The sequence below is a fragment of the Pseudomonas sp. C 49-2 genome, assembly GCF_003970195.1.
GTDB classification, from domain to species: domain Bacteria; phylum Pseudomonadota; class Gammaproteobacteria; order Pseudomonadales; family Pseudomonadaceae; genus Aquipseudomonas; species Aquipseudomonas canadensis.
Genome location: NZ_RXYG01000033.1, coordinates 1 through 12,337, shown reverse-complemented (window position 1 = coordinate 12,337; position 12,337 = coordinate 1). Strand labels below are relative to the sequence as shown.

At 63.2% G+C, this 12,337-nt stretch carries 7 protein-coding genes; 1 reads left to right on the top strand and 6 read right to left on the bottom strand.

The genetic code is table 11. The annotated features are described in order from the left end of the window. Positions 1-170 precede the first annotated feature (170 nt). The 6 genes from uvrA to lexA form a co-directional block, all read right to left on the bottom strand. Positions 171-2,690, bottom strand: a complete 2,520-nt coding sequence (uvrA, locus tag EJ576_RS29540) for an excinuclease ABC subunit UvrA (RefSeq protein WP_126571757.1) — start codon at positions 2,688-2,690, stop codon at positions 171-173. Next, the gene (locus EJ576_RS29535; protein ID WP_126571756.1) at positions 2,687-4,399 is read right to left on the bottom strand and encodes an ATP-binding protein; all 1,713 of its coding nucleotides are present in this window, start codon (positions 4,397-4,399) and stop codon (positions 2,687-2,689) included. The genes uvrA and EJ576_RS29535 overlap by 4 nt, the downstream gene beginning before the upstream one ends. 109 nt (positions 4,400-4,508) lie before the next feature. Then, the gene (locus tag EJ576_RS29530) at positions 4,509-7,601 is read right to left on the bottom strand and encodes an error-prone DNA polymerase (protein ID WP_218570343.1); all 3,093 of its coding nucleotides are present in this window, start codon (positions 7,599-7,601) and stop codon (positions 4,509-4,511) included. After that, positions 7,577-8,989, bottom strand: coding sequence for a DNA polymerase Y family protein (locus EJ576_RS29525; RefSeq protein WP_126571754.1), 1,413 nt, complete (start codon positions 8,987-8,989; stop codon positions 7,577-7,579). The genes EJ576_RS29530 and EJ576_RS29525 overlap by 25 nt, the downstream gene beginning before the upstream one ends. 7 nt (positions 8,990-8,996) lie before the next feature. Beyond that, complete coding sequence (imuA, locus tag EJ576_RS29520; RefSeq protein ID WP_016980372.1) at positions 8,997-9,611, bottom strand: translesion DNA synthesis-associated protein ImuA; 615 nt, start codon at positions 9,609-9,611, stop codon at positions 8,997-8,999. Further along, positions 9,611-10,228 (bottom strand): transcriptional repressor LexA, encoded by a 618-nt coding sequence (gene lexA / locus EJ576_RS29515; protein WP_028616585.1) that lies wholly within the window; start codon positions 10,226-10,228, stop codon positions 9,611-9,613. The genes imuA and lexA overlap by 1 nt, the downstream gene beginning before the upstream one ends. 222 nt (positions 10,229-10,450) lie before the next feature. Here lexA and EJ576_RS29510 point away from each other — a divergent pair. After that, on the top strand, positions 10,451-12,337 hold a 1,887-nt coding region (locus tag EJ576_RS29510), incomplete at its 3' end, for an RHS repeat domain-containing protein (protein WP_148106700.1).

Here is a 12,337-nt window from a genome sequence, read left to right as displayed (position 1 = left end):
AGAACCACATCCCACATAGTTTCGTCATCCTGACAGAAGTTGTTGGGGGATTTTAAACCAAGACCTTGAAAGGCATGGCCGTAAGGGCGGAACCAATACCAGCCGTTACCTAAACAACGGATATGTACACCAACACAAATCCCCCCCCCACATTTGATCGAAACTGCCAGTTAAACCAGCTCTCGGGCCAGGAACGGCGCGGTGCGGCTGGCCTTGCTTTTGGCAACCTTCTGCGGCGTGCCGCTGACAACCACCTTGCCGCCCAAATCCCCCGCCCCCGGCCCGATATCAATTACCCAATCACTCTGCGCCACCACGCGCATCTCATGCTCCACCACAACCACCGTATGCCCCGCGTCCACCAAGTGATTCAACTGGCTGAGCAAACGGTCCACATCCCGTGGATGCAGCCCGGTGGTCGGCTCATCCAACACATACAAGGTCGCGCCCCGCGCATTACGTTGCAGCTCAGTCGCCAGTTTGATGCGCTGCGCTTCACCACCCGACAGCTCAGTGGCCGGTTGACCCAGGCGCAGGTAGCCCAGACCGATATCCCGCAACACCTGCAACGAACGCAGCACGCTCGGCTGCTCGGCGAACACGTCCACCGCTTGCTCCACCGTCAGCCCCAGCACTTGGGCGATGGTCAAGCCTTGCCATGTCACCGACAGGGTCTCTGGGTTGTAGCGCGCTCCATGACAGGTCGGGCACGGTGCGTACACACTCGGCATGAACAACAACTCGACACTGACAAAACCTTCCCCTTCGCAATTCGGGCAACGGCCCTTGGCGACGTTGAAGGAGAATTGCCCGGCATCGTAATGACGCTTCTTCGCCGCCGGTGTGGCCGCGAACAGCTTGCGCACGTTGTCGAACAGGCCGGTATAGGTCGCCAGGTTCGAGCGCGGTGTGCGGCCGATGGGCTTCTGATCCACCTGTACCAGGCGGCGGATGTGCTCCAGCCCGGCTTTGATGTACCCGCCGCTGGTTTGCGGCGCGTCGTCTTCCAGGCTTGGTTCTTCGTCATTTTCCACGACGCGCCCGAGACCGGCGCCCACCAGTTCCAGCAGGGCCTGGCTGACCAGGCTGGACTTGCCCGACCCGGAAATGCCGGTGACCGCGGTGAAGCAGCCCAGCGGAAAATCGACGTTCAGGTCCTTGAGATTATTGCGCGTCAGCCCTTGCAGTTTCAGCCAGCCGGTGGGCTCGCGGCGCGCCTGGTTCGGCGCGCGTTTTTCTGCGAACAGGTACTCACGGGTCTGCGACGCCTCGATTTGCGCAAGCCCTGCGGGCGGGCCGCTGTACAGCACCTGCCCGCCCTGTTCGCCGGCCGCCGGGCCGACGTCGATCAGCCAATCGGCGCGGCGCATGGTTTCCAGGTCATGTTCCACCACAAACAATGAATTGCCCGCGGCTTTCAAACGCTCCAGGGCGGTGAACAACGCCTCGCCATCCGCCGGATGCAGACCCGCCGAGGGTTCATCCAGCACGTAAATCACGCCGAACAACTGCGAGCCCAGTTGTGTGGCCAAACGCAGCCGCTGCAACTCCCCGGACGACAAGGTCGGCGTACTGCGCTCCAGGGACAGATAACCCAGGCCCAACTCGGTCAACGTGCTGACCCGCTCCAGCAAATCCTGGGCAATACGCTGCGCCGCCAGACGTTTTTCCACCGACAGTTTCATCGTGTCCTGGCCCGCCGCCACCGGCCGCAGCAACTCGGCCAAGCGCGTCAATGACAACTGCGACAACTCACCGATGTCCACCCCGGCAAACTTCACCGACAGCGCGGCCTTGGTCAGGCGTTTGCCTTCGCACAACGGGCAGGCGCTGCCCTGCATGAACTGCGAGACGCGCCTCTTCATCAGCGCGCTCTGGGTGTGGGCAAAGGTGTGCAGGATGTAGCGCCGGGCGCCCATGAAAGTGCCTTGGTAGCTCGGCTCCAGTTTGCGCTGGAGCGCATCGCGGGTCTGTTCCGGAGTAAAGCCAGCGTAGACCGGTACGGTGGGGGTTTCTTCGGTGAACAGGATCCAGTCGCGCTGCTTTTTCGGCAGGTCACGCCACGGGATATCCACGTCGTAGCCCAGGGTCACCAGGATGTCCCGCTGGTTCTGGCCTTGCCACGCCAATGGCCAGGACGCCACTGCACGCTGGCGGATCGTCAACGAAGGATCCGGCACCATCAACGCTTCGGTCACTTCATACACACGGCCCAGGCCATGGCATTGCGGGCATGCGCCCTGGGGCAGGTTTGGCGAGAAGTCCTCGGCATACAGCATCGGTTGTCCCGGCGGATAGCTGCCGGCACGGGAGTACAACATGCGGATCAGGCTCGACAACGTCGTCACGCTGCCCACCGACGAGCGCGCACTCGGCGTACCGCGCTGCTGTTGCAGGGCCACGGCGGGCGGCAGGCCTTCGATGCTGTCCACGTCCGGCACACCGACCTGGTCGATCAGCCGCCGCGCATACGGCGCCACCGACTCGAAATAGCGCCGTTGCGCCTCGGCATACACCGTGGAAAACGCCAGGGACGACTTGCCGGAGCCCGACACACCGGTAAACACCACCAGGGCATCCCGGGGAATATCCACATCGACGTTACGCAGGTTGTGCTCGCGGGCGCCGCGCACGCGGACGAAGCCGCTTTGCTGGGCAGTGATCGCTGGGATGTTGCGCTGTGAAGTCATGGACAACCTTGTCGGGCGGTGAGCACGCTGCGCACCCGTTGCGTCAGGGCTTCGGGGCTGTAGGGCTTGTTCAGCAGATGAATTTCGGCGCTCAGCAGGTGATTGCTGGAGAGAATGTCACGCGTATGGCCGGAGGTGAACAACACTGCAACTGGAGGACTCTGTGCACGGGCCCAGTCGGCCAGGTCGGTGCTTTTGACACGGCCAGGCATGACCACATCGGTGAAGATCAGCTCCGGCTGCAAACCGGCTTGCAGCTTTTGCATGGCCTGGTCGCCGTCATCCGCCGTGAGTACGGTGTAGCCGGACTGTTCAAGCAGCTCGACGACGGTCAAGCGCACGCCTTCATTGTCCTCGACCACCAGGATGGTTTCCTGGCCGCCACTCTGAGGGATCTGATCGATATGCACATCAAGGCTTTCCGGCTCCAGGCTGTGGGGGAAATACATCTGCACCACAGAACCCTTGCCCTCCTCACTCCACATCTCCACATGCCCGCCACTCTGGCGCACAAAGCCGAACACCATGCTCAAGCCGAGGCCGGTGCCATGGCCTTCGCGCTTGGTAGTGAAAAAGGGTTCGAACGCCCGTTTCAACGTGGACTCGGACATGCCGACACCGGTGTCGATCACCGCCAGCCGCACATATTCGCCAGGCTTGATGCTTTTGCCCACACAATCGTCCGGGTTGAGGATGATGTTTTCGCCGGTAATACGGATCACGCCTTCACCCTGCATGGCGTCCCGGGCGTTGATCGCCAGGTTGAGCAGCGCATTTTCCAGCTGATTGCGGTCGACGTTGATAAACCAGGAGTCCTGGGGCAATTGCACATCGATATGGATGGTTTCCCCCAGCGCCCGTTGCAGCAGTTCACCAAGCCCCGCGTAGATGCGTTGCGGGTTGTACACCGCCGGCGACAAGGGTTGGCGACGGGCAAACGCAAGCAACTGCGACGACAGCTTGGCCCCGCGTTCCACCGCCGCAATGGCCGCGGCGACACGGCGCTGCACCTGGACGTTGTCCGGTTCGTGGCGGGCCAGCAAATGCAGGTTGCCGGCGATCACTTGCAGCAGGTTATTGAAGTCGTGGGCCACGCCGCCGGTCAGGCCGCCGATGGCTTCGAGTTTCTGCGACTGGCGCAGTTGGTCCTCGGCAGCGGAACGCGCGTGCACTTCAGCGGCGACCCGTTGCTCCAGGTTATGCGTGAGTTCCTGGCGCACCTGTTCGGACTTCACCAGTTCGGTGGTCTCCACCACAATCGCCAACACCCCGGCCGGTTGCTGGTTGTCGCCGGCGACCGGGCTGTAATACAGGTCCAGCCACACGGTTTCCGGCCTGCCATTGCGCAAAAGCACCAGGTCCTTGTTGTTGAACGACAGGGTGCCGCCGGCCAGGCAGGTATCCATCACATGGCGGTTGAACTCGGCGACTTCCGGCCAACCCAACTCTACCGGCGTGCCCAACAGGTACGGGTGGCGGCCACCGGCAAAGGCCGAGTAGCTGTCGTTGTAGATCATGTACCCCCATTGGCCCCACAGCATCACCATGGGCACCGGTGAAGCCAGCATCATCTGCACGGTGCAGGTCAGGCTGGTGGACCATTGGTCGATAGGGCCCAGGTCGGTGGTCGCCCAATCGAAGTCGCGGATACGTTGGGCCATTTCTCCGGCCCAACCTTCACAGCCGTGGGGGTTGGATAAAAATTGCATCATTGAACTCTGCGCAAAGAAAGGACAGCCGCAAAATTTGGAGCGCACCAGGGCCGGATGGTTTCATCTTGTATAACTTAGGGGGTAATGGCCGCAGAAGCCACTGCCCCTAATGAAAATCCCGGCTGCGCACATGGATGCCTTCCAGCAATGGCGTCAGGTCGGTAAGGCGCCCGGCAATCAGGTGCCGCACTTCGCCCACCGCTTCCCAGCGACCGTCTACTTTCAGCAACCGCGAGCCCACCAATGCCTGGCGTTGACGCTCAGCCAGGTCACGCCAGACCACCACATTGAGGTTGCCGAATTCATCTTCCAGGGTGACAAAGGTCACCCCACTGGCCGTGCCGGGACGTTGTCGACCAGTAACCAGCCCGGCGACACTGACATTGCGCCCATGCTCCACCGCCATCAGCTCCTGGGAACTGCGACAGCGCCGCTTGCGCAGTTCCGCACGCAACAACGCCAACGGATGCGGCCCCAGGGTGGTGCCGACCGTGGCGTAGTCGGCGTGCAGGTCCTCACCCACGGTGGGCTCCGGCAATTCCACCACGGCTTCGTCCGGGCTCGGCAGGCCGGCAAACAGCCCGAGTTGCTTGTGTACGCCGGCCACTTCCCAACGCGCCTTGTGTCGGTTGCCAGCCAGGGCGCGCAAGGCGCCGGCATCCGCCAGCAATGCCTGGGCGCGTGCATCCAGCCCGGCACGCTCGTCCAGGTCGGCAATATCGCTGAACGCCCGGCGCTGGCGTGCGCTTTCGATGCGCCGCGCATCTTCTTCGCGAAACCCCGCGATCATGCGCAAGCCCATGCGAATCGCCGGCTGTGCGCCGTCAATCGGCTCCAGGCTGCAATCCCAGTCGCTGGCCTGCACGTCCACCGGGCGGATCTGCAAGCGATGGCGCCGCGCGTCCTGCAGGATCTGGTCCGGGCTGTAGAAACCCATGGGCCAGCTGTTGATCAGCGCACAGGCAAACGCCGCCGGCTCATGGCACTTGAGCCAGCAACTGGCGTAGGTCAACAAGGCGAAACTGGCCGCGTGGGACTCGGGGAAACCGTAGCTGCCAAACCCCTTGATCTGCTCGAAAATCTGCGCGGCAAAGGCCTCGCTGTAGCCGTTTTTCAGCATGCCGGTGCGCAGGCGCGCCTGGTGCGGTTCCAGGCCACCGTGGCGTTTCCAGGCGGCCATGGAGCGGCGCAACTGGTCAGCCTCGCCGGGGCCATAATCGGCGGCGACCATGGCGATCTGCATCACCTGTTCCTGGAACAGCGGAATGCCCAGGGTGCGCTCCAGCACCACTTTCAGTTCGGGTGACGGATACGTGGTGGCCTCCTCCTTGTTCCGCCGTCGCAAGTACGGGTGCACCATGCCACCCTGGATCGGCCCCGGCCTCACGATAGCGACCTCGATCACCAAGTCATAGAACGTTTGCGGCTTGAGCCTGGGCAGCATCGACATCTGCGCCCGCGACTCGATCTGGAACACACCGATGGTGTCGGCCTTGCTGATCATCGCGTAGGTGGCCGGGTCTTCCTTGGGTACCGACGCCAGGCTCATGTCACGGTTGCGATGGCGGCGCAGCAGGTCGAAACAGCGGCGGATCGCGCTGAGCATGCCCAAGGCCAGGATGTCCACCTTAAGCAGGCCGACGGCGTCGAGGTCGTCTTTGTCCCACTGGATGATGGTGCGCTCGGCCATGGCGGCATTTTCCACCGGCACCAGGGTGTCCAGCGGGTATTCGGAAATCACGAAGCCACCAGGGTGCTGGGACAGGTGCCGGGGGAAGCCGATCAATTGCTGGGTGAGCGTGAGCACGCGGCGCAGGATCGGGCTATCGGGGTCGAAGCCGCCTTCGCGCAGGCGCTCCAGCGGAGGCGCGTCGTCACTCCAGCGCCCGCAGCAGTCGGCCAGGGCATTGATCTGATCCGGCGGCAACCCCAGGGCCTTGGCCACATCGCGCACCGCGCCGGACGCGTGGTAACTGCTGACCACCGCCGTCAACGCCGCGCGGGTACGGCCGTAGCGCTGGAACACGTATTGCAGCACTTCTTCGCGGCGTTCGTGCTCGAAGTCCACGTCGATATCCGGCGGCTCATTGCGCTCCCTGGAAAGAAAACGCTCGAACAGCATGCTGGTCAGGCTCGGGTCGATCTCGGTGATGCCCAAGGCAAAACACACTGCCGAGTTGGCCGCCGAGCCGCGCCCCTGGCACAGGATCGAGCGGCTGCGGGCGAACTGCACAATGTCGTGCACCGTGAGGAAGTAGCTTTCGTAACCCAACTCGCTGATCAACTCCAGCTCGCTGTTGATCTGCTGCAAGGTCTTGGCGTCGACACCCTGCGGCCAACGTTTGGCGATGCCTTCTTCGGTCACGGCGCGCAGCCAGGATTCGGCGTCGTGACCTTCAGGCACCAGTTCGCGTGGGTAGTGATAGCGCAATTGGCTGAGGTCGAAGGTGCAGCGGCGGGCAATGGCCTGGGTTTCGTCGAGCAACGACGCGGGGTACAGCACGCTTAACGCCTCCCGGCTGCGCAGGTGCCGCTCGCCATTGGGGTGCAGCCGCGTGCCGGCTTCGGCCACCGGGACGTGATGGCGGATGGCGGTCATGGTGTCTTGCAGGGCGCGGCGGCCACGCGCATGCATGTGCACATCGCCGCAGGCCACAGCTGGGATATGCAGGCTGGCGGCCAATTGCAGGCGTTGTTCCAGATGGCGAGCATCGTCCTGGCCGCAGTGCAGGTGCACCGCCAGCCACAGGCGTTGCGCGAAGGTTCGGCACAGCCATTGGACGTCGGCCTGGGTGTCGCTGTCTTCGGCTACCCACAGCGCCAGCAGGCCGGGCAGCGGTTGCTCGAAGTCCTCGCGCAGCAGGCGATAGCGGCCTTTTTCGGCACGCCGCCGGGCCAGGGTGATCAAGCGGCACAGGTGCTGGTAGCCGCTGAGGTCTTCCACCAGCAGCACCAGTTTCGGGCCGTTGTCGATACGCATCTCGCTGCCAATGATCAGCGGCAGCTCCACCGCCTTCGCCGCCTGCCAGGCGCGCACGATGCCGGACAAGGTGCATTCGTCGGTGATCGCCAGGGCGCTGTAGCCTTGGCGCTTGGCGCGTTCGAACAGTTCCAGCGCACTGGAGGCGCCGCGCTGGAAGCTGAAGTTGGACAGGCAGTGCAGCTCGGCGTAGCTCATGCAAACCAGCCCTGCAGCCACAGGCCATCGCCCTGCCCCACGGTGCGAAAGGCCCAGCCTTGCTGGCCGGCGCGGGTCTGGATCAGGTAGTAGTCGCGACGAACATCGGCACCGTCCCACCAGCCGGACTCGATGCGTTCCGGCCCCACGAGGATCTGCACGCCCTGCTCGCCCAGCAAGGTCGGTTCGTTCAGCAGCCAGCCGGGGCGCTGCACTTTGTTCAAGGTTGCGCACGGGGTTTTATCCGCTGCCGCTTGCCAGGCGCATTCGGGGCGGTGGTCGGCGTGAAAGCGCAAGCCCTGCACCGCCTCATCGCCCAAGCGGGCACGCAGGCGTTCGCGCAGTTGCTCCCACGGCAGGGTTTGTTGCGGGCGGTCGTCGAACAGGTCCTGGCGCCGGGGCACAAACACCGGCAGGTCCTGGGCCACCAGGCGAAAGCCGCGTACCGGTGAGGTAACTTGCACCTGCTCCAGACGGCCACGGGCCAATTCAAACAGCATCGCCGGTTCGCGTTCGGCACTGAGCAGGCCGACCTTGATCACGCTGTCGGGCGCCTGGGCGTGTTCAAGATGCAGGTCGAAACGCTGCACGCCACTGTCGCGGCCACACAGGAACGCGGACAGATCGCCAGTCAAACGCCTTAACGGAAACAGCAGCGCCTGATGGGATTGCACGTCGAAATTCAGCTCGATACGCACATCGAACCGGTCCGGCGGCTGATAGAACGCCAAGGCCAGCGGCCGCTGCCCAGCCAGTGCATCCAGATGCTTGAGCAGGCCGGCCTCAAAGCGCCGTGCCAGGGTATGCCGAGGCAGCGCCTGCACCTGGGCCAAGGTGCGCAGGCCCATGCGCGACAAAGCCGTGGCGGCCTGCGGGTCGAGGCCGGCGCGGTCGATGGGCAGCGGCGCCAGGGCCTGCATCAAGCCGTCATCCTGCACCGCCAGGCCATCGTAGATATTTGCCAGCACCCGCGCCGCCGCCGGGTTGGGCGCAGCGACGATTCGGTGACGAAAACCCAGTTCGGTCAATTCCTTGCGCAAGCGCGCTTCGAAGCGCGACCAAGGTCCGAACAGCCCCAGACTCGACTCGATCTCGAACAACAAGGCGCGCGGATAGTACAGGCTGACCTGGGAGCTGAACTGATAGGCCCAGGCAGCGAGGAACTGCTGGTAGCGTTCGATCTCGGCGGGGTCATATTCGGCGCTGGCAAAGGTCTTGACCAGGGCATGCGCCGCCGTCAGGGATTGACCAGGACGCAAGCCCAGGGCACGGGCGGCATCGTTGACGGTTTGCAGCAGACGGCGTTGCGGCGTGCCGGCCAGCAAGACCAGGGGTTGCTCCGGCTCGGGGTGCACACGCTGCACCCCGTCCAGCGCCAATTGCGGGAAGACAATACACACCCAACGCATGGCAACCTCAATGCCCCGCCAGTGCAATCGGCGCCGGATGGGCCAGGCCGCCCCGGCACTTGAGCACCCGCACCTGCGCAGGTTTGGCCTCCACGGCCAGGCGCAAGGCGGCCGGTGATGAATTGACCGCCTCACTCAAGGCACGCCAGGCAAAGGCCAGGGTCTGCCCGGTTTCCGCCGCCACTTGCAAGCGTCGCAGCGCGCGGTCATCAGCCTTGCGCGGCCAGCACAACACCGCACCGCAACTGCCCGAACGCAGGCATTGCTCCACCGCCCACAGGGCATCGCGCTCTTCGGCCTGGATCACCGAAAGCAGGCGCAGATCCACCCCGGCGTTCTGCCAGGCATGGGGATACGGCGTGTAGGGCGGCGCCACCAACACAATGCGCTCGCCCGCCTTTGATAAACGGGCCAGGGTTGGCAGCACCAGTTGCAGTTCGCCCACCCCCTCCTTGGCCATGAGGATTTCACTCAAGGCCGCCTCCGGCCAGCCGCCCGTGGGCAATACCGCATCCAGCGCTGCCAGCCCGGTGGGATACACACTGGCTGGCGGCGCGGCGGGCCGGCCTTTCCAGACACGCCCGCCATTGAACAGCGTGTCCAGTGCAACCACGGCGCCCATCAGCCTTGCCTCACCAAGCCGCAGAACACCCCTTCGATCGCCAGGTCCTGATCGGGCCCGACCACAATAGGTTGATACGCGGGGTTGCGCGGCAGCAAACGCACACTGTCGCCATGGCGTTCGAAACGCTTGATAGTCACTTCACCGTCCAGGCGCGCCACCACAATCTGCCCGTTCAAGGCCTCGGCACTGCGGCGCACGCCCACCAGGTCGCCATCGAGAATACCGTCCTCGATCATCGAATCACCCTGCACGCGCAGCAGGTAATCCGGGGTTTTCGCGAAGGTCGATGGGTCGAGTTGCAGGCGGTTGTGCACTTCGGCATCGGCACCGATGGGCAAACCAGCAGCCACACGGCCTAGCACCGGTACATCCAGCCATTCCGGACGCTTCGGTTGATTGAGCAGGCGAATACCGCGCGCCTGGTTCGGGTTGACCTCGATAAACCCGGCTTCCGTCAGCGCCAGCACGTGCTTGCGCGCCACGCTGCGCGAGGCAAAGCCGAACGCCTCGGCGATCTCGGCGAGGCTGGGAGGCTGGCCTTGCTGCGCGATGCGGTCGCGGATAAAGGTCAGGATGGCGGTACGGCGGGGGGTTAGAGTCGTCATGGAGTACATTTGTACTCCTGTGGGAAATTTCTGACAATAGCCGCTAGTCGTGTGGGGGACGACAAGGTTTGTCGAAACGTCCCACGTATCGGCCGGATTAGCTCTACTCCCCTCCCCTTAGAACCTCAGCAAAGTCCCTCGCCTGAATACACAGTGCGAGGGATTGCGGATGGATTTTCTTGTTGGAGCTGTTTCTTGAACCCGGCCATTGGCAGGCTGGCCCTGACCCCAATGGAGGTGAAAACGGTCGATGTCGAGGCTGTCTTTCGAGACTTCCGGGAATGCCTGAATACCTTTGACGACTGGGCATCGAGCTTTTGGAGCTTTTCGGCGCTGGATGTCGAGCAGGTCTTCAAGGTCGGGGACGAAGTAGCGCTGGTCGCGCCGATCAACCGCTCTCTTTACCCGAGCAGCACCGTCGCTACCTGCCAGGCCAACGGTACGTTGACCCTGATGCATATGTTCCAGAGCACGCGATTTGTGCCCATCGGCAACACGCCGGTGATGCTGCAACGCGTCGACCCCAACGGCGGCCCACTCGGCGAGCCGATCCACAAGACCATCGGCCCGAGCGGCATTCTCGAAATCGACGAGTGTGAGCGCCACCAGCAGTACCGGGTCAGCTTCTATCCCAATGTTTCCAAGGATCACGTCAAGGCGCTGTATGCGTCTTATCAGACGGTGATTGATGAATTGGAAATCCGTCTGCGCAACGAGTGGACGGGCACCTTCCAGGCGCTGTGGGAAGACTACACCGATGCGAGCCCGCTTGATCAACGCAGGATGCTGGAGGCGGCGTTTCTGCGCGGCATGGGCAAGGCGCTCTACAACCTCTGGGACAACCTCACCCAACTATGCGACCTGCTGGCCGACCTCAAGCCCAACAGCGAAAAGCTCCTGCACTACCTGTCCCAAACCGAACTGGATGAACTGCTGAAACTGGGCAGCGAGTCCATCGCGAAAGGCTTGTTGGTGCTCAGCGATGAGCCGCTGCTGTTCATTTATGTGTCGGCGATTTGCAGCTGGATTCGGATGTTGCCGCCGCAGGAGATGAACGAGGTGATGGGTGAGATCACCGGCGAGATCCTGATCAACCTGGTGCTGATCTGGGCGACGGCGGGCATGGGTGTGGCGGTGCGCCTCGGCGCCCAGGTGATGGGGCATATCAAATCCGGTCGGGTGCGCAAATGGCTGGGGATGTTGGCTGAGCAACTGGCAGGGCCGCGGTTGGACGCGCATGTCGAAGCGGCCAAGCCCATGTTGTTGGGTAGCTCGGCGACGCCGATTCGGACGATTCCGGATGTGCCGTTGAAGGCTGGGGATCAGGTGGTTTCCAACGCGGTGCCGGTGGTTCGGAACAAGTCCCAGCGGACGGTGTTGGTGCGCCAGGAACATGTGGATGATGTGCCTGCTGTTGGGAAGAATCCGGCTGGGGATGCGGCGGCGTCGTCGGACAAGACGGCCACTAACGGCTGCCCGGTGTCGATGGTCACGGGTGAGGAACTGCTGACCCTCACTGATGGGGCACTGGACGGAGTTCTGCCGTTTGAGTGGACCAGGTTGTATCGCACCAGCGCGGTGGAAGTGGATTGTGGATTGGGGTTTGGTTGGAGTCACTCGCTGGCGCATCGGCTGAGTGTTTCCGGGGATTCGGTGGTGTGGACCGATCATGAGAATCGGTCGACTACCCTGCCCTTGCCCACGGTTTCTCGGCCCGCGATCACCAATAGCCTGGCTGAAGCGGCGATCTACCTGGGGTCGCTGCCCGATGAGTTGGTGTTGGCTCAGTCGTCACGTTTCTACCACTTCCGCGACGGTGTGCTGACGGCGATCAGCGATGCGTATGACAACCGGCTGCGCATTTCCCGGAATTATCTGGGGCAGATTGAGCGGCTGGATAACGGCGTGGGGCGCTCGTTGTTCTTGCGCTATGCGTCGGGCCGCATTGTGGCGGTGGATTACCAGATTGAGCGGGCGGTGGACGACGGTCCGTTTGTCTGGGTGACAGAGCAGAACGTTGTTACCTACGCCTATGACGCGACGGGTCGGTTGGTTTCTGCGACCAATGCGGTAGGCGAAAGCGAGGTTTATCGGTACGACGAGCAACACGTCATTCTT